This window comes from Celeribacter sp. (assembly GCF_048266405.1).
In the GTDB taxonomy this organism is placed as follows: domain Bacteria; phylum Pseudomonadota; class Alphaproteobacteria; order Rhodobacterales; family Rhodobacteraceae; genus Celeribacter.
Genome location: NZ_JBLWZO010000019.1, coordinates 1 through 21,278, shown reverse-complemented (window position 1 = coordinate 21,278; position 21,278 = coordinate 1). Strand labels below are relative to the sequence as shown.

Here is a 21,278-nt window from a genome sequence, read left to right as displayed (position 1 = left end):
ATGAGTTCTCTCGATGACAAGATTAACGAACACTTCGCAGGCTATGTCGTCCGTAAGGATCTGGTGAAAGCGGTCAAAGGAAACGCGATCGTTCCGACCTATGTGCTCGAATACCTGCTGGGCCAATATTGCGCGACCGACGACGAAGCCTCGATCCAGAGCGGCATCGAAACGGTGAAGGAGATCCTACGCAAGCACTACGTTCACCGCAGTGAAGCCGGCCTGATCCAATCCACGATAAAGGAGAAGGGCCGCTACAAGGTCATCGACCAGATCAGTGTGACACTCAACGAAAAGACAGACTGCTACGAGGCCACATTCGAAAACCTGGGCATCAAAAAGGTCGCCGTCGACAGCGGAACGGTAAAGGCGCACCCGAAGCTCCTCGTTACCGGCGTATGGTGCATCGCTGACGTCCAATACGAATTCTCGGAAGATTCTCGGACGTCACCATGGATGCTGGAAACCATAAAGCCGATCCAGATCGCGAAGGTCGACTACGAAGGCTACAAAGAAGCGCGCAACCAATTCACGAAGGACGAATGGATCGACCTGCTCATGCAGTCAATTGGCTTCAATCCGGACGCTTTCGGGCGGCGCAGCAAACTGCTGCAACTGATGCGCCTGATCCCCTTTGTGGAGCGCAACTACAACATTATAGAGCTCGGCCCCAAGGGCACCGGAAAGTCGCACATCTATTCGGAGTTTTCGCCCCACGGGCAGTTGATCTCTGGTGGCGAGGTCACCATTCCGAAGCTTTTCGTTAACAATTCAAATGGGCGGATCGGCTTGGTTGGGTACTGGGACGTGGTCGCCTTTGACGAATTTGCCGGCCGCGAAAAGACAGCTAACAAAGCGCTCGTCGATATCATGAAGAACTACATGGCGAACAAGACATTCTCCCGCGGAGTAAACCCGATGGGCGCCGAGGCGAGTTTCGCCTTTGTCGGAAACACCGACCATAACGTTCCCTTCATGCTTAAGAACAGCGACCTGTTCGAGGCCTTACCTCCCCAGTTCCATGACAGTGCCTTCATCGACCGCCTGCACGCCTATCTGCCCGGCTGGGAGGTGGATGTAATCCGAGGCGAGATGTTCACCCAAGGCTATGGTTTCATCGTCGATTATTTGGCCGAGATACTTCGGCACCTGCGGCAAGAGGACTTCTCAAATCGGCCCGATCAGCATTTCAGCATCAGCGAGAAGATTTCCACCCGGGACCGCGATGCCGTCTACAAGACGATGTCGGGCCTGCTGAAGGTCATCTTCCCCGCCGGAGGAGAGAGTTCTGAAGATGTCGAGGAACTGCTGCAACTCGCCATGGAGAGCCGCAAGCGCGTAAAGGATCAGCTATTCCGGATCGACGCGACGTACCCCGAGGTCGATTTCTACTACACTGGAACCGATGGCGAAAAACGGCACGTGCAAACCGTGGAAGAACAGGAATTTCCTCAGTTCTATCACCTGAAGCCTGCCTCGGATCCGAAGCAGCAATCTACTGATGGAGACAACACGGACGAAGCAGTAATCGAGCCCATCCCAGAAGCAAATGTGCAGTCGATCGCCAGCACGCCTGCACAGCCTGCCCTTGAGGAAGGACACCATACCTTCGCCGAAAACCGAAAGGGCGTCAGTTTCGACAATCTTTTCGGCCCTTATACAGACGGATCCTCCCGTATTGTCGTGACCGACCCCTACATCCGCTATTTCTACCAGATCAGGAACATGATGGAATTCGTGGAAATGATCATTCGGCGCAAACAGCCCGAAGATCAGGTTTCCATCCATCTCGTGACCGGCCCACATGACGGGGACATCCAGAAGCAACGCGAGCTGCTCGATAGCATTACCGAGGCTTGCACCGGTTCAGGGGTCGATTTCACTTGGGCGTTCGATACATCCGACACTGCACACGCGCGGGATATCGTGACTGATACTGGGTGGAAAATCGTTCTGGATCGAGGCTTGGACATCTTCCAAGCGCCGCTCCGTCGCGAGGGCTTCAACCTTGGCGATCGGCTACAGGAACATCGCATGGTGAAGAGTTTCTACGTGACCTATGTGCGGCAAAGCTAATGGTAAGATCGCTCGACGATATTATAGGTGAATTTTCAATGTTTCAGCGCGCGTATGGCCAACGCTGGCTATCATTCCTACCGAGCCCAGAATTCAAATTAAGGTAACAATGTATAAAGCAAACAAAGACGAGGCAATCGAAGGCATATCCGTTGGAGCTGTTCCAACGAGTGATCACGGTGAGCCTGGAGATGATGAAGGTCGTTAACGTGCCACCAAAACTGGATTTGCCGACATGAAGATCAAAGCACTCGTATTGCTGGCCGCCCTAATTCCCACGGGGGTGGTGGCACAGCAAAACTTCAGCTGTAATTGGGGCGATCGTGGCGCCTGCCTTGGATACGGCGAAACGGTTTGCTCGAGTTCAGGTAAGTGCGTGAGTTCGGACGCCGTGTGCTTTGACAGTTACCAGTGCAATTATGAAGGTTTCACCTGCAAATCGAACCTCACCGAATGCGCGGATGAATATGACGGCCTTCTGAAACGGTTCAACGCGCTGGTGGAAGATTATAACTATCTCCTCGAAGATAACCGGCGAATTCGCGCGGCCTTTGAAACCTCGCTGGAGGAGCTTGAAGAAACGCAAGATGCCCTTTCGGATGCGCAGTCGAATTTGTTCTACGCGCGACAAGAACGCGACGAAGCACGGGATGCCTTGGCAGACATCGTGGCCTGTATCGATGTGCTCGGGCGCTTCGAGGATGCAAGCAATTGCCTGCCATAGCTATTCCAAAGGACGTTTCCTGATGCCAAGTATCTTTGGACGCCGCACCACCGAAAGCACGAGCTTCCCGTCCGGCCCCTTCCGTTTCGTAGCGCTTGATGTCGAAACCGCCAATCACGACCGAGCCAGCATCTGCCAGATCGGCGTGGCGTGCGTTCGCCCTGATAATTCCATCGAAACCTGGACGACCTACGTCGACCCATGCACATCGACATGGGCATTCACTGGGCTGCACGGCATTTGCCAGTCCACCGTAAGCGGCGCTCCCAGATTTGCAGACGTCCTCTCAATGATCGAAGCTCCGCTCTGTGGCCTCACCATCTACCAGCATTCAGGCTTCGACCGCAGCGCCTTCCGTGCAGCATGCGCGATGTTACAGCGCAACGAGCCTCCCTGGACCTGGCAGAACAGCGTAACCGTCGCCCGCCGCGCCTGGCCCGAGCTGAAAGGAAACGGCGGGCATGGGCTCGCATCCCTCAAGACCCATTTGCGTCTTTCTTTCGACCACCACGACGCAGGCGAAGACGCCCGCGCCGCTGCCGAGGTCGTTTTGCATGCAGAGAGGGCTAAGGGATTGGAGGTTTGTTTTCACGGTTTGTGACTGCGTCGCCCCTCCCCGGCGGCGCTCTTCTCCATTCGCTAGTACTTGGACAGTGGTAGAGAAGCACATGCTCATGCGAAATGGGCGGGGAGCCGACATTCGCTGCAGAATGAGCGAATGTCCGGTGTTGAGCCTAACCAACGTCCGTGTCTTGAAGGATAGGTATACGTTGCCGGTAGTCAACGCACCTTCCATTCAAATCCCGAGACCGTAACCTAAAGACCGACGATCCAATGGCGGGCGAAAAATGTAGACTGATAAGATAAGCCTCTTGGTTTCTGTAGAAAGGTGGGGATAAGGTATTGAAAACCGACGATAGGGACAGTGATTAATTCTGAGTATGTTGCATAACGAGCCACCGCCAAAAACTACTCTCGCCCGTATTTTGAAAACAACCACTGCGGGATCGGGAAGTTATGGCCACCTTCTTCTTGAGCAGAACGTCTCTCGTCTCTCGGATGACGATGTTTCGGAGCTGCGTCCCTATTTCGAGTCGGCGCATCTAGACGCGCGAGAGGTATTTCACGCTGCCGCGCGGATATCTCTTCATCCGGAAGATGACGGAAAGGGAGCTCATGCGACCTATCCAGGATGCCTCCCTCCAAAGACCGTGCGTGGCCTTTTTGGTGAGGTGATGTGCGGACTTATAGCAGAGTCGTACTGCCTTGTCGGCGGCAAGAAATGGAGTGTTCCCATTTTCTTGTTCCGGGAACATGCACCGGTCGGGCGTTATATTTTCGACCTCGTACGCGATCCCGAGCGGATCAAAGAGGTTCACGGACGCCCTGGCGACGATTTCATAGGCCTTGAGCTTGCGGAGGATGGGACTGTTTTGGCATTTATCGCCGGAGAGGCGAAATGGCGTGCTAATTTGACGGCATCGACGGTTGATGGGATCATGAAAGGTGATGGCGAGGGAAAGGGTACCGCTCGCGTTTGGAAAGACAATGGTGTCTGGAACGACATTAATACAGCCTTGCTGATCCCCCAAGGGATACAGCAAATCTGCGATCTCCTCAAACTCAAGGATGCTGACGGGTTTGCTCGCACAATACTTTCTCTAGATGAGGCACTTCTAGCAGACAGCGGTCCCCCACGTACCGACATGATATTGATCGCTTGCAATCGTGCGGCAACGCGTACGAACGGTACCGCGCTACTTCCGACTGTTGCGCCTCCAGCAGATTATAAGGCCGGGCGCCCCCTTCAGGTTGTCGAGGTCGTGCTTTCAGATGGCGAGGAAGTAATCGACCGTCTCTACGCGTCACTTTGGAAAACAGATGGCTGAATTAAATGAAGAACGTCGGGCGTTGGCCGAGCGTTTTCGCGTGGCACATGCAATCGAAAACGCGCTTACCGCCCAGCAGGCGCGCCTGTTCGTTCGGTCTATTCAGAATAGTTGGGCTGTGCAATCGCTCACCTGGTCACAGCGTCAGTCAAATGAATTGTTCAGCGATGCTCGACGACTGTTGCACGCAGCAGAGATCTTCGAGGATACAGATGGCCAAGATAGCGACGCGGCAGCATCTTGTTATAAACGCGCGGGTGAGTTGCTCGAATGGCTCTCGCGATCACGCGATGAGGTAACGCACGAAGTCCCAACAGAAATTCTTGCGGCCGGAGCCTATCAATTGGCTGGCCTCCCGGCGATGGCGACTGGAATCTTACGACGGTCTGAACTGAACGGCGCCGGTGGTATCATCAGTTCTTTTCTATCCTGTGATCTCGACAAAGTCCTGGAAGGCGCGGCGATCTTTTGGCGTGATAATTCCGAACTGACCGGACGAGAAGGGTCTTCTCGCCTTTTGGATGGGGTCGAAGTTATTATTTCGCCTACATCTGCGCCAGACCCAATGGAAGATGGACTCTCCGGTGAGTCAACTGCCAACCCAGTCGCATGGTATGTTATTGTGGAGACGGTCCGGACGCTCGGCCTGTTGGCGGAAGGATTGCGGCGTGGAGAACAAGATCGTACGGAGATCGCTCTCAAAAAACTAAAGTCGTTGGTCGAGGTCGCGACACGTTGGGCGAACGATGAGACTTGGGTGATGCTGCGGCTTGTATTTTCGACAGCAGAGCGCTTCACGAAAAATAGCCTGCATCGACGCGCGGCAGCACTCATTGGGGATACGCCAACGGCGTATAACCAGTTACGTCGATACGCGCGCGAGCAATTTGGACGAGGTCGCGGCGTGTTGTGGGCCTCGCAGATTAAGGGGCTCGAGCGACTAACAGTTGGAAACGCCTTTGCCCTCTGCACCCCGACGGGTTCGGGCAAGACGATGGTCGCCAATCTCGCGCTCGTCAAAGAGCTCCTGCTGACGCCGCCTGAACCAGGGGCGCCTGGACGGCTAGCACTCTATCTCGTGCCATCCCGCGCGTTGGCTGGTGAAGTTGAAGCCAAACTCAGCTCCGAGTTCCGAGGAGAGAACATCGTGATAACCGGGCTCTATGGAGGGACGGACTGGGGTATCACCGATAACTGGTTGACGACGGAAGCGCCCACGGTTCTCATTGCCACCGTTGAAAAGGCAGAAGCACTGATGCGATATGTTGGCAGACTGCTGGTTCATCGCCTGGCTTTGCTCGTTGTCGACGAGGCGCATCAGGTTGTAGTGGCGGGGACGCCTAAGACAATGCGCGATTTGGCGGCACACGGTGATCGGTCCATTCGGCTTGAAAGCTTGGTTTCTCGCATTCTTTTGCTCAAGCCGAACCTAGCGCGTATCGCGCTAACCGCGGTTGCTGGCGGCGCGGCGCTACCGGTATCGCGATGGATAGAGGATGATGACGGCGCTATTCCGGTAGGTCTCGGTTATCGAAGCAGTCGTCAGCTGGTTGGGGTGCTGGAATGCCGCCCCAAACAGTCCCCTTTCATTACTTTGGAACTGAATAACGGGCAGCCGCTCTATGTACGGGGGCGCGATGAACCCGTTTACCTCACGCTCGGCTTGCCGCCGATGCCCAACCCGCCAGCGGTTGTGAAAAATAGCCTACATCATTATGTGCAGATCCACGCTCTCTGGACTGCGGTGCATCTAGCCCCCAGCGGCCGACGCATACTGGTGTCGGTTACACAGGGTCCAGATCGCGTAATGCGGCGTTTTGCCGATGCATTTGATCTGCCAGGATGGTCAGAAATCACCCCCTTCATACCGCAAACTGAGGACGCGCGGCGACTGTTCGAAGAGGCGCGTGCGGTTTGTGTCGACTATTGTGGTGAGGGAGCGAGCGAGGTCCGCTTACTTGATCGTGGCATCGCCTCAAGCCATGGTCAGATGCCGCAGCGGCTACGGCGCTTGATGGTTGAACTGATCGACAAGCAGGTGTGTCCCATCACGGTCGCGACCGCGACATTGACCGAAGGTGTCAATCTACCATTCGATCTTATCATCCTGCCGAGTCTCGAGCGTATCGTCGAATTCGGAACCAATGGTGCGCCGTTAACTGACATCATTCCAGTCTCGGAGTTCCGCAACCTCGCTGGGCGCGCAGGAAGGCCCGGAGCGGCGGAGGCGATGGAAGGCCTTACTTTGGTCTGCGTGCCAATGGCGAACAGCGCGACGGCGCCTAGCAAGCAAGACGTGCAGTGCAGGCAACGTGACTCTTATGCCGCAAACCTCAACCAGATGCTGCAGCTACTGGCGCTCGAGGAGTCGGCCGATCTAGTGGTCTATGCACCGCTGCAGACATTGATGGCGTCAATCTGGACAAAGCTGCGGGATCACCTCGGGCTGCGTACTGTGGCTGATCTGCATGATTTCCTCGAGAATACCATGCCCGAGGGGATCGGGACTGATCTTGGCGTTGCTTCTCCAGGGCACCTCGACATGCTAGGTGACAGCCTTGACGAGCTCGATGGCGTAATCATCGCTGCCGTTGAAGAAATCGAGATGTTGGAAGGTTTGCCTGCGGCGTCGCTCGAGTCTGCCTTGAGCCGCGTATGGCAGCGGACTTTCACGCGATACTCAAGTGCTGTGGAGAGCTGGATGGAGGCAGCCTTCATCAAACGCGGCCACGCGTTGGTCGAGCGCTTGTATCCAGATCCGACTCAGCGGCGAACTCTCTACCAAATCGGGTTCACACCTTATGTCGGTCGCCAATTCCAGCAGATTTCGCCTCTGATCAATGCCCACCTCAAGGCCGCAGCCGACTATGGTCGGCGATCGCCGGAGGCGCGCTTTTCGCTCGTTTGGCAGATTGGGGAGTTGGTACGAACCGGCCGAGGTTTCGGTTTTATTTCACGCGGCGCAAATGAAGCTGCGCTGATCGAGAGTTGGCATGAGGTGGCCGGCTGGTGGTTGCAACGCGAAGGAGCTCCGCCGCCGTCGGCTGCGGATTTGCGACGGTGGCAGGGCTTTGTCGCGAATAATCTCGAGTTTCGTCTTGGTGTAGCTGTTGGTGCCGCTGTTGCGGAATCATGGAATGCGGGTGCGAGCGAACTTGAGGTTCCGACCTTAGACGCATGGCGTGAAACAAGCGGCCTACCTTGGATTGGATTTTGGTTCCGCGAAATGCTGCGTTGGGGAACGCTGGATCCATTTGTCGCCTTTGCGCTCGCACAGGGAATCGTTCGTACTAGGGCTGAAGGCATCGAACGGCGCGCGGACTACGAGGCGTGGCTTGTTCAGCGAGGCATTGAGATTGAAGATGAGGACCTTATTGACCCACAGTTATTTCTCGAATGGCATAGGTCTTTGCCGAAATCCGCTAGGGTTGCGACAACATTTGCTGCAGTGAAAGCAAATCTAACGGGTGTGGAAGGGAAAAGGAACCGGTACGCGGTGCGGCCAGTGTTTAGGCAGGATAGTGTGATCTGGCTCGATCCAGCAGGCTTCCAGGTCGCAACGAGTGCTTCTGTGCCTGGCGGGTCTGAAGCAAATGCGTCGAGACGAGACTATGAACTGGTGAATGATGCCTCCGGTGTTCGGGTGGTGCGAACTTATTAACTTTGGTCCCACTGGGGCAGTTGTGGCGATTGGGTCGCGCTAGTGCCCTTTGTGGACCATCGGTAATGCCAAGGGATTGCTCTCCGACCAATTTAGCCCGCTGATTGCCCTCGAAAGCAGCCGCCCTTGGCATTATCCCCCCTCGTCGATTTCATGAAATTGCGACATTGATCTTGATGGCGGAAATGCGCTGCGAAGCGGAAGTTGACTTGGAGGCCATCAAGCGACCGCTTTGGACCGTTACTTCTTCATTCCACGGTTAAAAATCTTCCAAAGCCCCCATATGATAAGGGCTACAATGATAAGTCCTGGCAATCCTATGTTATTCAGCAAGCTCGATTCCTCCTGTCGTTTTTGTCTGCAGCAAAACCTTACGAAAAAAATGGGCGAGGCGATAACTAAATTGCCCAATAGTGCCTATGAAGCGAATGACCGCTTTAGTGACGCTGTGCTGCTAGATGTTCAGAAGGCTAACGGCAGCTGTGGGCCGATCATGTCGATCGACACAACGGGCGGATTGCGGCCATTAGCTGCATGCGCACATATCCATCCTCAGGTCAGTGAAAGCGGTCATTCGAGGCATGGAAGCTTAACCAACCATGCTGCGTCAGCCATCAAGGTCAGCAATGCGCAGGGACCAGCCTTTGCAAAGTCGATCATACTTCCATACTTCGTTGGGATATAGGCAGGTGGTGTATTTGGAAACCCTAACCGAGAGTCCGTACATATCTACACTACGTAATTGGCGCTATCCGCTGACGGGGCAATCTTGTTTGGGATGTGCGCCGAAGGGGGCGCGTCTAAGCAGTTGTTGGCGCCAATTTCCGAGAGGTCTAAAGAGTGCCGGCCCAGATAATATCGAACGCGGCAAGAAGTGAGAGGCTCTCATCTTGCTCCTGCTGTGATCCCCAAAGAGACCGCAGCGATAGGTTCGTACGGTTCTGGGGAGCAGGTCAACAGAAATGCAACATCAAGTGAAAACCAACACAATTTGCGGAAATACCGTCAGGACGGCTATCACAAACAGAGCCATTAGGAAAAATGGCAAAACACCTTTGAATCCGTCTTCAAGCGTCGTTCCAGCCAGCACTGTCGCGATGTTTAGGCAAAGTCCAGCCGGCGGCGTGATCAACCCGATACACAAGTTCACGACCATAAGAACCGAGAAATGCGTCGGATCAATGCCAAGTGACACTGCAATTGGAAAGAACACGGGCATCAACATGACAATGGCAGCATTCGTTTCAATGAACATGCCGACGATCAGCAATATGATATTCACCAAGATCAGGAATATCAGCGGATCAGAAATATTGGCCAACATAAAGTCCGCCACCGAACGGGGAATACCAACATAAGCCATCACCCAGCTGAATGCTTTTGCCGCAGCTACGATCATCATGATCACCGCCGTCGTACGTGCCGCAGATTCAAGGCTTTTTAGGAATACCCGTAAATTGATCTTGCGGTAGACAAAGACACCGACGAACAATGCATAGACTGCTGCAACCACAGCGCATTCGGTGATGTTAAATACGCCGGTTCTAATGCCGCCAATGACAAAAACAGGGAGCAACAAAGCATAGATTGCGCCCTTGGTTGCGGCCCAAATGTCGGCCGCCGAGGAGCGGCCATGCATTGGATAACCGCGACGTTTACTGATCCAGCTGGTCATCACCAGCATTGTTGCCATGTAAAACAGTCCAGGCACCAAACCGGCCAAAAACAACGTGGTCACCGATTGATTTGTCAACGTCGCCACGACAATGAACGGAATGGACGGCGGAATGATCGGCGCCATGACGTTGGCCGCAGCAAGAACCCCAGCCGAGAAGTTCGCTGGATAGCCTGCTTTCTTCATAGCCGGGATCATAATCCTGCCAAGCGCGGAGGTGTCTGCAACGGCGGATCCCGAAATGCCTGCAAACATGGCCGAAGACAAAACCGCACTCATGGCAAGTCCACCGCGGAAGCGACCCATCAGTGAATTTGCTAGATCAAGTAATTTCTCTGTTATGCCACCAGACGTCATGAGACTGCCTGCGAGGACAAAGAACGGAATGGCAAGCAGTGAAAAGCTGTCGAGCCCTGTAAAGATATTCTGGGGTATCACCATCAACGGGATGTTTCCAATGGTCGTCAATGCCACGATCGACGCCGCAAGGATCGAAAATGCAATCGGTAATCCGATGAGCATCAACACGAACGCAGTGCCCAAAAGTATCGCAGTAATAAGCATAGCTCTATCCGATCCTATTCAAATCCGTCCGCCTTGGCGGTCCAATTGCTGTTGTTTTTTGAAAGTCGAGCGAGGATGAGCATCCCCATCATTAAACCACCGCCAATCCACAATGCGGCGTAGATATAGATTTTCGGGATATCCATCGCAGCAGACAATTGTACCGCATTGAGTTTTGCGAACGCGAAACCCGTCCAGGTGATGACCGAAAGTGTCACCAACATCGCAAGGTCGCGGACAATGAGCAGCCATTTCAGGACAGCTGGGCTGACCCTATCGATCAGGACTGTCACTGTGACATGCCCCCCAGTTTTGATTACAACTGCCGAACCAAACATCACCATATAGGTCATCATGATCCTTGCAACTTCTTCAGACCAAGAGGATGCATCGTTGAGTGCATATCGGGTGAAGACCTGCCAGACGATCACAGAACACATGATCAACAGCATCATTCCAATAAGGAAGTTGATTACCAATCCAATTGTATCGGATGTGCGATCAGCCCAGTTCTGTGAGATCTGAGACGTATGTGTAGGGGGCTGTTCCATAAAACCTGCTTCTCTAAACAAGGAAAAAAGGGAAAAGTATCCACCAGCAACAAAAGCCGCTGACGGAAGGTCTGTTGTTTAGTCAACAGCTTGGATCTTTGTTACCCAAGGGTGTAGCTCCGGGAATTCCCGCTGAGCATAGTCGCTCAAGGCATCACGAAACGCTGGCATGTCGACAGGAACAAATTCCATCCCTTTTTCGATCAGGTCGGTCCGCAACTCTTGTTCAGTTGTCACCATGCGCGTGCTGAAGTCCTGCATCACTTTTGCTGCTGCATTGGTCAAGATCGCCTGCGTTTCTTCTGGCAGGCCAGCAAAGTACGACCCGTTAAAAATCAACGTCATTGCGCCGATAACATGACCTGTTTCCATTACGTAATTTTGCACTTCGTAAAGGCTGGCATTGCGGATCACCTCCAGCGGGTTTTCCTGCCCGTCGATCAAGCCTTTTTCGAGGGATGTATAAACTTCAGAAAAGCCCATTGGGACGGGGCTTGCACCTAGGTTCTCCCACGTTTCGCGATACATCTTCAGAGGCGGAACCCGCAACCGAAGGCCTTCAAGCTCTTCGAGCGTCGCTGCGGACCGGTTGGCCGACAAATGGCGTGCGCCACGATAGGCGGCACCGAGAAGGTGAAAGCCCGTCTGTTTTTCAATTTCCGCGAACAGTTCTCCACCGACAGGGCCGAAATAGACGGCATTGAAATGATCCAGGTCACGGATCAGATATGGAAATGCCTCGATGCCCGCGATGGCCCCATAGCGGTCCAATGCGCCAACACTTTGAAGAACGATCTGGTTCGTTCCGATTTGCAGACCTTCGATAGACTGTGGCCAGTCGCCTGTTGTGCCACTGGGCGAGATGTTGACAGAAATCATCCCGTTCGATTGGGCCTCAACTTCGGCTTTGAAGGCCTCTGCGACCTGACCCCAATGATCTTCGGTGTTGTAGATATGGGCAAATTGTAGGGTCACGGGTTCGACCTCTGCGATCGCTTGGCTCCCCACGGCGATCAGTGCTGCTGTTGCGGCAACTTTTAGTCTCATAAACATGTTTTTCTCCTCCACATGTTGGGTTATTAGATTGTTTGGTGTTTAGTTATGGCTTCTACTCCGTCCTCAGCCTGTTTGTTCCGCCCCCAAAAAGTCGGGGTCGTCCAAGGACAAAACCAGCCCTGTAAGCGCCGAGGCGTAACTATATTGACGAAGGCCCATCGCCATACCCGTTGCGGTATGTGTAAAGCTGGAATTGATGCTCCCGCCACCAAGCCCGCGTGCGCCTCCCGCGCTGGCGGAAATGTTTGCAAAATGAACTTCGATGCTTGGCTTCCCCGTGTCCTCGAGTGCGTGACGCACACCTTCTCCAACAGTCGTCAGACCCGCCGGATTAATGATGTATCCATCTACTCGCGAAGCACTTTCATGAATGAATTCAAGAATTTCCCCTTGAAAGTTTGACGAAAAATTTTCAACTTCGACGCCAAGATCCGCGCCAAAGCCCTGCACCCATGCCTTCAGATCATCCAGCGAGCTGATGGGCCCGTAGACCTTTTGGGATCGGTTCCCCAAGCTAGACATATTCGGGCCGTCAATCACAGCGATCTTGTGCTTGCGATTCCCGTTTCGGGTAATGGTTACTTTATGTGACATAGGTTTGTTGTCCTTCTTCAATTGTAGCGCAGCCCTGCGTCCAGATTCAGAGTTTGGCCGGTCATGTAATCGCTGGCGTCTGAGGCCAAAAACATAACTGCGCCAATCATGTCTTCAGATGACCCTTTGCGCTTGAGCGCCTGAGCTGCGATGATGTCTGCCCATTGATCGTCACGGACGGTTTCGCGCGGAACCTCTGTCACGATGCCGTGCGGGCTAATGGCATTCACGTTGATGTTGTCGGGACCCAGTTCCGTTGCTAGGGCGCGGGTCATCCCGATCACTGCCCCTTTGGAGGCAATGTAGTGAGCGTAATTCGCACGCCCCGTGACGACGACAGAGGAAGAGATATTGATGATCTTGCCCTTGCCTTGTGCGCGCATCGGCGCGGCAACTGCTTGACAACACAAGAACACACCGCGTGCATTCACCCCCATGACGGTATCGAATTCTTCAGGGGTTATCTGCTCAAACGGTTTCATCTTGAGTGTTGAGAAAATCGCGGCGTTGTTGATCAACACATCTATGCTTCCGAAATGGTCCAAGACGGTTTGCGCCATTGCGTCCACTGAGGCCTTGTCAGATACATCCGTTGACACTGCAAATGCTGCATCGCCAATTTCGTCAGCAACCGATTGGGCTGCGGCTGCATTTAAATCAACGATCGCGACCCTAGCTCCAGCTTTTGCGAAGGCATGAGCATATTGTCGGCCAATGCCCTGACCCGCGCCAGTGATAACTATTGTTTTTCCGTTAAGTGACATCTATTTGGTTTCCTTTTTTTAAAGTAGGGCTGTCGTGCGCATGCTGCCCATGCCGCCGTCCAGAATAAGTGTTGTTCCTGTCACGGACCGATTGGCTGGATTTGCCAAGAACAAAACCGCATTTGAGATTTCATCGGGATTGACCATATGGCCAGTAGGTTGACGCGCTTCAAATGCGCGGCGTTTGGCTACTGGGTCAGGGGATCGATTGGCAAGTTCGGCCATAAACGGCGTATCTACGGTCGCGGGAGCGATGCAGTTGACGCGAATGCCATCGGAGAGCAAATCGGTCGCGACCGATAACATCATGGCCTGCACAGCGCCTTTACTTGCGGAATAAAGTGCGCGCTCGGGAATACCATTGATAGCAGTGCAAGAAGACATCGCAACGACGGAAGCCTGATCTGACTGACGCAACCATGGCAACGCCGCCCGCAATACACGCATTTGCCCCAAAACATTGATATCAAGTGTATTTTTCCATTCGGATTCGGTACCTGCTTCAATGCCCCCAACAAAGCTGACACCGGCATTGTTCACCAACAGATCGAGGCTACCGAAGGCAGTGACAAAACCGTCCAACACATCGGTGACTGCCGCTTGATCACGGATGTCAGCCAGCAGCGGCGTCACTTCTGGCGCAATACCATCTGCAGTCAGATCCAAGCCTCCGACATGATAGCCCGCTGCGGCAAGCGCAACAGAGACTGCCTGCCCAATCCCCGATGCCGCCCCTGTTACAACAGCCGTTGGAACTCGATCAGTCATGCCTCACTCCCAGATTTTAATTGATTTTCTACGTTCACCCAATGGGCCGACAAACATGTGGCAACCTGAACAGGGTGAGTCAGCACCCCCATATGGCCCGCACCAATTATGATGTGATGCGCAATGTCACCGGTATTTTGGCTCAGCGTCTCTGCGATGCGCGCACCAATGTCAGGCGGCGTCGAACGGTCATCTTCGAAAGAACAGATTTGGGTCGGTGGCACCGGTCCGGGCAGTGCGTCAAAACCCTCGAATTCGGCAAGCGCCTTCCATGCGGCGTCAAAACCTTTGGGGGTCATATTGTGTAAACAGCCATGCGCAGCCCGCTTGGCCTCCCGCGCGTCATCAGTGCTGAACCAACGGGACAATGTTTCCTTTGCAACGGCATCCATATTACCATCCGCTACTGCATATGCGCGGTCGCGGAATGTGGCTAACCCCGCGAATGGGGTCGCGACGAGCGAAAGAGACGCAATTTTCGATCTGCTCGCTCCGGTAGCCAAGTGGGCTGCTACTGCACCACCAAGGGAATGGCCGACCAGATGTATACATGGCGCAGCCATGGACATCAGCGCTTCGGTGGCCGAAGACACAAGTAATTCAAATGAAGTGGGGTTGATATCGGCCAAAGTTCCATGACCCAACTGATCAATGGCAAAGAACCCGCGATCAAGAGGCTCAGCTTTGGCAACCGCAGTCCAACTTGCAGCGGACAGCCCGAGCGAATGTAACGCCAATACAGGCAAACCTTGACCGTTTGGGGTTATCATATGCAATTTGGTGTTCACCGGCTCACCTTTTGAGTGGCGTCCAGCCACTCCGCAATCACCGTGTCGCGATCCCCGTTCAAGGTTGGGGGGTAGGAGGCTGCCATAGGTTGTTCGCCCATCAATTTAATAGGATTGCCGACGACGTGGATATGCCCCCCTTTATCATCTTCGAGACGCGATATCATGTCGCGACCATAGGCGCGCGCATCATCCAAAGCCTCGGGAACGGTTTTGATCAGTGCAACGGGGACGTCGGCCTCTTCGAGGATTGGTATCCAATCAATCGCGTCACGCGTGAGAAAGGCGGGTTCCAATATCGCCCATAACGCTTCACGGTTCTCAAGCCGCAAAGGGCCGTCGACAAAACGCGCGTCCGTTATCAAATCGGTGCGTTCAATGGCTCGGCACAACCCCTCCCACATACGGTGAGTGTTTGCTGTAATCACAAATTGTCGGCCATCACGCGCGACAAATGCGCGATATGTCGGGATGGAGTCGTGGCGCGCGCCCTGCGGACCTGGCGTCACGCCACCGATCAACGCATAGGCACTTTGATAGGAAAGCATGGCCAGCTGGCAATCCAACATCGACACATCAATCATCCGCCCCTTTCCAGTGCGCGCCCGAGCCGCGAGCGCCGCATTCAGGGCGATAGCCGCATAGAGCCCCGCGACAGCATCACCCGCAGGAATGCCCAGCCGAACGGACCGACGCCCTGGCTCACCAGTCAAGCTCATCACACCGGATTCCGCTTGCACGATCATATCGTAAGCAGGACGGTCTTTCCACGCCCCTGATTGGCCAAACCCGCTGATGGAGGCCCAGATCAGACTAGGTTTTTCGTCACACAGGGATTTGGGATCTAGGTTCAGTCTGCTCAGAACGCTGGGGCGATAATTGTCGACAACAACGTCCGCGCGCAGGATTAAACGTCGCACCAACTCCTGATCTTCAGGGGATTTCAAATCCGCAGCAATAGACCGTTTGTTGCGATTGTGAGCGAGGAAATACGCACTGTCATCGCCCACAAAATGCGGCGGGATATGGCGACTTGAATCACCAGTTGGAGGTTCGACTTTCACGACATCGGCTCCAAGGTCAGCCAGTACCTGTGTGCAAAAGGGCCCTGACAGGAACGTGGTCAAATCGACAATCCGAACGCCTTCCAGCATTGGACGAGGGGAGGTTTGATTTGTCATGTGTTCGCCCCCAAGGCGTGAGAAATTTTACGGGCGCTTGCCGCTAGATCACGACCGATCGCATCGACATCGGTTTCGGCCTGCCGGTCTTTTGGTGCTGTAAGGCACAGCGAGCCGATGATGCCAGTTCGATCAAACAATGGTGCTGCAATACCGCGCGAGCCCGGTAGTTTTTCGCCATAGCTAACGCAATATTCTGCACGCTTTATGTCGCGCAACTCGGCCATGAGCGTATCAAGGTCCGGCGGTGGCGCACCGTTGCCTGGGGCGTATGTCTCGCGCGCGAGAATGTCAGCCACGTTAGCCGCCGCCAGGTGCGCAAGAATAGCTTTTCCAGATGCCCCCCAAACCAGTGAAAGTGGTTTGTGCATTTCGATTTGATACAACAGTTTTTGCTGACCATCACGACGCGCGGCAAAGCTCAAATTTCCTTCGGTCGGAAGATATTGACCAAACAACACTGTTTCATTGTGGATCGCACAGAGTTCTTCGAGCTCGCGTTCAATGAAATCTATTTGGCTGGCACCGCCCACAACCCGCGAACTGACGCGGTAAAACTGCGTTCCGATGGTGTAGCTGCGCGACGGTAGAATGTCGGCCACAAAACCTTCATCCTTGAGTAGCCCCAACAGTCTATGCACTGTGGATGGAGCAAGCCCCATGCGATCAGAGATATATTTAATTGTGACGGGATTATCACTGTCAGCAATCAGGGTCAGCAGACGCATGGCGCGGCTGACTGTTCCTGTTGGCGTGCTGGGATCACCTTTGGTAGAGCTTGGCGTATTCATGCAACGCGCTCGAAAATATGCACGGTGCAGGCACCATGATCCATGCCAGAAATGCCGCCACCCGTTACATGGGTCATCGCAGTCTTTGCGCCTGCGATCTGACGCGCGCCAGCTTGTCCGGTTAATTGCCAAAAAGCCTCGACCACCTGGGCAACCCCTGAAGCACCCACTGGGTGTCCTTTGGCGAGCAAGCCACCACTTGGATTGACGACGGTCTTGCCTCCATATGTTGTGGCGCCACTGCGCAAAAGATTGGCTGCTTCGCCCTCAGGGCACAGGCCCAAGGCTTCGTAATAGACCAGCTCGGCGATTGTGAATGCGTCGTGCAACTCAACCATATCAAGACTATCCGGAGACATGGCGGCGGCTTCATAAGCCTCCGCAGCGGAATGATAGGTGATCTCAGGGCGCAGCATATTGCGAAAACCTGATGTCGCCTTTCCAGAATGCAGGACACTTGCTGAAATCTGGATACCTGCAACGCCAAGTGCCTTGCGTTTCTTTTCTGATACAAGAACGAGAGCCGCCGCACCGTCCCCTGTGGGACAACATTGGAATAAGGTCAAAGGCTCCGCGATCGGACGTGATGCCAACACCGCTTCTGCCGTCACTTCGGATTGGAATTGAGCGAACGGATTATTCGCCCCGTGCTTGCGAGCTTTGACGCTGACCTGCGCTAGAACTTCAGGGCTTTCGCCTCGCTCGTGCAAAAAACGCTGTGCGCGCATTGCGTATAGTGCCGGCATGACCATGCCGTTCTGCACTTCAGGATCTTCAGCAACGAGCGGAAGTGTCCCGCCACCAAATTGGGTTAGCTTGTCGACGCCAATAACCAACACCACATCGGATTGGCCGTTCTGAATTTGCGCCGCAGCGAGGTGTATTGCCGTCGCACCACCCGAACACGCATTATCGACATTTAGTTGTGGGATCGATCCGAGGCCGATTTCCTTGGTGATCCGTTGCGCGGTCAACATCCCACCGAACGCATGGCCACAGACTACGCTCTCAATGTCTTCAAGCTCCAGTCCGGAAGATAGGATTGCGTTCATTGCGGCGGGCGCACCCAACCCAGTATAGCTAGATTTTGGGTATTTCCCCATCGGGATCATGGAGGCTCCAATTACGACAGCTTTTGTCATTGCACACCTCCTTTCTGGATCGGCTTTACGAACCAACCCTCCGCATCGGAATCGGTTTGGACAGGCATATCACAGTGCAAGCGCGAGACATCATCGCACCGAACATGGCACATGACCCGCAACCCGTTATCGAAATCGACATATCCCAAAGTGTAGGGCGTGGGTCTACTCGACGAGACATGTATGGTTGAGAAACTGTAGAGTATTCCGTTCGGACCAAAGGTGATTGGTTCCATATCGCGTGCGCCTGTCACGGGGCAAAAGGCACGTTGCGGAAACACCATTTCGCCAGAACTGTGCGACCGGCTTGCGACCAGTAAAGTGCCAGCGTCTGTCTGCCGGAAATCTTCGCGCGCAGAGGTGTTCAGATCGGCAATGGGACAGTGCATTTCTTGGCAGCTTTGACCGCCAGTTGTGGACAGTCGAATCTCAGATGACATGGTTCTTATCCTTGTTGGACGCTAGAAATTTGGGAGGTGAAGTTGGTGTTGCTTTCTTGTCTGCGGAGGCAGTGAAATCGTGGATGCGGGCCGCGAATTTAATTGGATCTTCGACCGCGGGCGTGTGGCCGACTCCGTCGAATACATAGGTCTCGGCCTGAGGCATGTTGACGGCGATTTTTCCCATGTCCGTAGGAGATTTCGCACGATCCTGCGCGCCGGCAAGCAGCAGGGCTGGGCCAGAATAGCCGCGAAGCGTGGCACCATAGTCGGGATGCGCAAACATGGCCCGCACTGCTTGGGACATTTCCGATGAAGTTTGCCCAAATATTTCGATCCAGCTCAGCACTACGTCATTTGGGGCAGCGCATGTGTTTTCGCCGAACATTAGTTCAGCTAGCGTCTGCGCCGTCTCAACGTGCGGGCCCGTCGCAATGAAATCAGCAAGTTTGTCGAAGCGGCCTGGATTTGCTTCCCGCGCGCCAGTGCAGCAAGACAAGATGATTGACGCAATGCGCTTCGGCGCGCGCTTTAAAATCTCCATCGCGACATAGGCACCCATTGAACTTCCGACAAAATGCGCTCGGTCCAAGGCAGCAGTGTCCATAAATTCAAGGACATCTTTAGCAAGCTGCTCCACCGTAGCTTGTTTCCCATGCGTCGGCACGCCAGCATGGCCGCGATAGGTTGGTGCAAAAACGGTACGATCTACAGCCAGTTTTGCGGCTACCTCGGAAAACATCTCGCCCGAAAAGAAAAGCGAATGCAGGCAAACCACAGGGACCTTGGCGCTGGCCTGAACACTCCAAATGGTCACCGGCATGGCAATGCCATCGGAAAGATCAAAACGCATTTTGACTTTATTCGCCGTTCTCAAAATCTCTCTCCCTTCATCAAAATTCCACTTAATGGAATATGATGCCACTCAATGGAGGGTAGTTGTCGGCAGCGCGAACCGTCAACATAAAGTTCGCTCACTGAGCTTCTTTTCCGATGTGCGGAATTTATTTATCCGCGCAGACCGTGTGTTTGGCACACGCTTCGCGCCGCCAAGTTGCAACTTGCGTCAAGACAATGTATTGAAAATATTTAATTTATATCCAGGCGCATACAAGTATTACGTCCATTCCCTGCCGTGCAGTTTCTTAGAAACCTTCGGGGGCACCCTCATTGCTCGACAGTGCCCTTTGGATAGGAGTTCAAGTCAAAACGTGATGCTGTCTGCCTACCCTGCGTTGTCCGCCCCCCTTATAGACAGCCACTTGGTCCCAAGGTGAGTATACAGCCGCATTCAAAAAGCTTTTTGCGGCTCTAAGAAGGATCTAGTGCGAGTTGATCTCGGCAGAGGACCCGCTGCATTAGATTCGAAGCAGCTTAAGGAAAAGCTTCTTTGTAAGTGTTGCGAAGAACGTTTTAAAAAGAGCGAAGATTACTTCTATGAACTCATTGATATCGAGGACCGCTGCTGGATATCAAAGGCTTCAAAACTTACGAGTCAGGCCCTATCCAACCCAAGGCCGCCGTCAATAGATTTGACCGCTTCCGGAATCGATGTTCCAAAGCTTGCCTACTTCGTTCTCAGCGTATTTTGGAGATGCAACGTATCCTCGCGCAATGAATTGGCATCATATCGCAACTCGTTTGGGAAGGCATTCGCCGAGGAAGTTGAGCAATACCTCTTAGGGACAGGATGAATTGCCCCGAGTTTGCCGGAGACCATCAACTTAAGTAAGGATGATGGTTATGAAAATGAGTACGCGTTTGCACTGCTGTCCGGCCCTAACGCTCTGAAGCAACGGGTAGGCAGTGATCAAATTCACTCACACATGATCCACTTTTTGGGGATCACCTTTGAAGTTTTCAGAGGTGGGCGTGAAAACATGTTCCCTAAAGACAAGAGACTTCCCTGCTACGGTCGGGTTTACTTCCAAGAGGAGGTTTTCGAAAAAAGCGCCCTTCATCGTCAGTTTGGGCGAGAAATTCGCCGTATCGAAAAAATAGGTAAGCTAACTGAACTGTATCCAGATTCCAAAAGCGGACTTTAACGCATTCGCTGCAAACTGGTGCTTTGTCCGCGAAGTGTGAGTTCGGGGCACGTCAGATATTGCTACTGCAGCGAATATCTCCTTCGAGGGGCCGCACCGCAGCATCTGATAGCTTCAGCGGACGGCGGCTTTGGGCCGAACACTTCGAGAGGGAAGGCCACGGTTCCAGACTTTGCAAAGGTCACTTCCTGCGCTTAGCTGCCGTTCTGGACAAATTCATTGAATGACCGCTGTCAGCCCCAAGCGGACTCACAGCCTCCGACAGAAATTTGAGATAGCAGACCTTCGCGGCGCGAGTCACGAACTGGCAAGATGCGGACAAAGCCGCCGTTAGAAGCGACATCATAGGTCGTGGCTAAAGAAGAAAAACAACCGCTGTTGAGCTTTGCTGCATTTCACCCCAAGTAAATCTGCCCTGCGGGATATTTCACCTTTGGAACGCTGCGGGTGGCGAGGAAGAAACCGATTGCCAAAGGGCCGACGCGCCCGACGAACATGATCGTCATGATGATGCCGCGCCCGATGCCATCAAGCTCACCCGTGATCCCGCGCGACAGGCCCACTGTTCC

18 protein-coding genes and 1 pseudogene are annotated in these 21,278 nt (G+C 53.8%); 6 read left to right on the top strand and 13 right to left on the bottom strand.

Going from position 1 to position 21,278, the window contains the following annotated elements:
• The 5 genes from brxL (at position 1) to ACN0TS_RS17660 (ending at position 8,350) form a co-directional block, all read left to right on the top strand.
• The gene (gene brxL / locus ACN0TS_RS17680; RefSeq protein WP_417260652.1) at positions 1-2,076 is read left to right on the top strand and encodes a BREX system Lon protease-like protein BrxL; all 2,076 of its coding nucleotides are present in this window, start codon (positions 1-3) and stop codon (positions 2,074-2,076) included.
• Positions 2,077-2,311: 235 nt separating this feature from the next.
• Positions 2,312-2,800: a hypothetical protein gene (locus ACN0TS_RS17675; protein ID WP_417260651.1), complete on the top strand. Its 489-nt coding sequence runs from the start codon at positions 2,312-2,314 to the stop codon at positions 2,798-2,800.
• 22 nt (positions 2,801-2,822) lie between these two features.
• Positions 2,823-3,401 carry an exonuclease domain-containing protein gene (locus ACN0TS_RS17670; protein ID WP_417260650.1) on the top strand — a complete coding sequence of 193 codons (579 nt, stop codon included), beginning with the start codon at positions 2,823-2,825 and terminating at the stop codon, positions 3,399-3,401.
• Between the two features lie 340 nt (positions 3,402-3,741).
• Entirely contained in the window at positions 3,742-4,689 is a 948-nt protein-coding gene (locus tag ACN0TS_RS17665; protein WP_417260649.1) for a hypothetical protein, read from the top strand.
• Complete coding sequence (locus ACN0TS_RS17660; protein WP_417260648.1) at positions 4,682-8,350, top strand: DEAD/DEAH box helicase; 3,669 nt, start codon at positions 4,682-4,684, stop codon at positions 8,348-8,350. The genes ACN0TS_RS17665 and ACN0TS_RS17660 overlap by 8 nt, the downstream gene beginning before the upstream one ends.
• Positions 8,351-9,320: 970 nt before the next feature.
• Here ACN0TS_RS17660 and ACN0TS_RS17655 read toward each other — a convergent pair.
• From ACN0TS_RS17655 to ACN0TS_RS17600, 12 genes are all read right to left on the bottom strand, one after another.
• Positions 9,321-10,589: a TRAP transporter large permease gene (locus ACN0TS_RS17655; protein ID WP_417260647.1), complete on the bottom strand. Its 1,269-nt coding sequence runs from the start codon at positions 10,587-10,589 to the stop codon at positions 9,321-9,323.
• A 14-nt stretch (positions 10,590-10,603) separates the two neighbouring features.
• Complete coding sequence (locus ACN0TS_RS17650) at positions 10,604-11,140, bottom strand: TRAP transporter small permease (RefSeq protein ID WP_417260646.1); 537 nt, start codon at positions 11,138-11,140, stop codon at positions 10,604-10,606.
• A gap of 78 nt (positions 11,141-11,218) precedes the next feature.
• The gene (locus ACN0TS_RS17645; protein WP_417260645.1) at positions 11,219-12,193 is read right to left on the bottom strand and encodes a TRAP transporter substrate-binding protein; all 975 of its coding nucleotides are present in this window, start codon (positions 12,191-12,193) and stop codon (positions 11,219-11,221) included.
• 66 nt (positions 12,194-12,259) lie between these two features.
• Positions 12,260-12,790: a type II 3-dehydroquinate dehydratase gene (locus ACN0TS_RS17640; protein ID WP_417260644.1), complete on the bottom strand. Its 531-nt coding sequence runs from the start codon at positions 12,788-12,790 to the stop codon at positions 12,260-12,262.
• A 17-nt stretch (positions 12,791-12,807) separates the two neighbouring features.
• On the bottom strand, positions 12,808-13,554 hold the full coding sequence (locus ACN0TS_RS17635) for an SDR family NAD(P)-dependent oxidoreductase (protein WP_417260643.1): 747 nt from the start codon (positions 13,552-13,554) through the stop codon (positions 12,808-12,810).
• A gap of 18 nt (positions 13,555-13,572) precedes the next feature.
• Positions 13,573-14,322 (bottom strand): SDR family NAD(P)-dependent oxidoreductase, encoded by a 750-nt coding sequence (locus ACN0TS_RS17630; protein ID WP_417260642.1) that lies wholly within the window; start codon positions 14,320-14,322, stop codon positions 13,573-13,575.
• A complete protein-coding gene (locus ACN0TS_RS17625; RefSeq protein WP_417260641.1) occupies positions 14,319-15,110 on the bottom strand; it encodes an alpha/beta fold hydrolase in 792 nt (263 codons plus the stop codon). Before ACN0TS_RS17625 ends, ACN0TS_RS17630 begins: the two co-directional genes overlap by 4 nt.
• Positions 15,107-16,291, bottom strand: a complete 1,185-nt coding sequence (locus ACN0TS_RS17620; protein ID WP_417260640.1) for a CaiB/BaiF CoA transferase family protein — start codon at positions 16,289-16,291, stop codon at positions 15,107-15,109. The genes ACN0TS_RS17625 and ACN0TS_RS17620 overlap by 4 nt, the downstream gene beginning before the upstream one ends.
• Complete coding sequence (locus tag ACN0TS_RS17615) at positions 16,288-17,082, bottom strand: IclR family transcriptional regulator (protein ID WP_417260639.1); 795 nt, start codon at positions 17,080-17,082, stop codon at positions 16,288-16,290. Before ACN0TS_RS17615 ends, ACN0TS_RS17620 begins: the two co-directional genes overlap by 4 nt.
• A complete protein-coding gene (locus tag ACN0TS_RS17610; protein WP_417260638.1) occupies positions 17,079-18,224 on the bottom strand; it encodes a thiolase family protein in 1,146 nt (381 codons plus the stop codon). Before ACN0TS_RS17610 ends, ACN0TS_RS17615 begins: the two co-directional genes overlap by 4 nt.
• Positions 18,221-18,664, bottom strand: a complete 444-nt coding sequence (locus tag ACN0TS_RS17605; RefSeq protein WP_417260637.1) for a Zn-ribbon domain-containing OB-fold protein — start codon at positions 18,662-18,664, stop codon at positions 18,221-18,223. The genes ACN0TS_RS17610 and ACN0TS_RS17605 overlap by 4 nt, the downstream gene beginning before the upstream one ends.
• Positions 18,654-19,541: an alpha/beta fold hydrolase gene (locus ACN0TS_RS17600; RefSeq protein WP_417260636.1), complete on the bottom strand. Its 888-nt coding sequence runs from the start codon at positions 19,539-19,541 to the stop codon at positions 18,654-18,656. Before ACN0TS_RS17600 ends, ACN0TS_RS17605 begins: the two co-directional genes overlap by 11 nt.
• 829 nt (positions 19,542-20,370) lie before the next feature.
• Between ACN0TS_RS17600 and ACN0TS_RS17595 the strand changes: the two genes are divergently transcribed.
• Positions 20,371-20,709 (top strand): hypothetical protein, encoded by a 339-nt coding sequence (locus tag ACN0TS_RS17595; RefSeq protein WP_417260635.1) that lies wholly within the window; start codon positions 20,371-20,373, stop codon positions 20,707-20,709.
• A 395-nt stretch (positions 20,710-21,104) separates the two neighbouring features.
• On the opposite strand, the pseudogene ACN0TS_RS17590 reads toward ACN0TS_RS17595, so the two are convergent.
• Positions 21,105-21,278: pseudogene (locus ACN0TS_RS17590) on the bottom strand (Ktr system potassium transporter B); the annotation flags it as partial.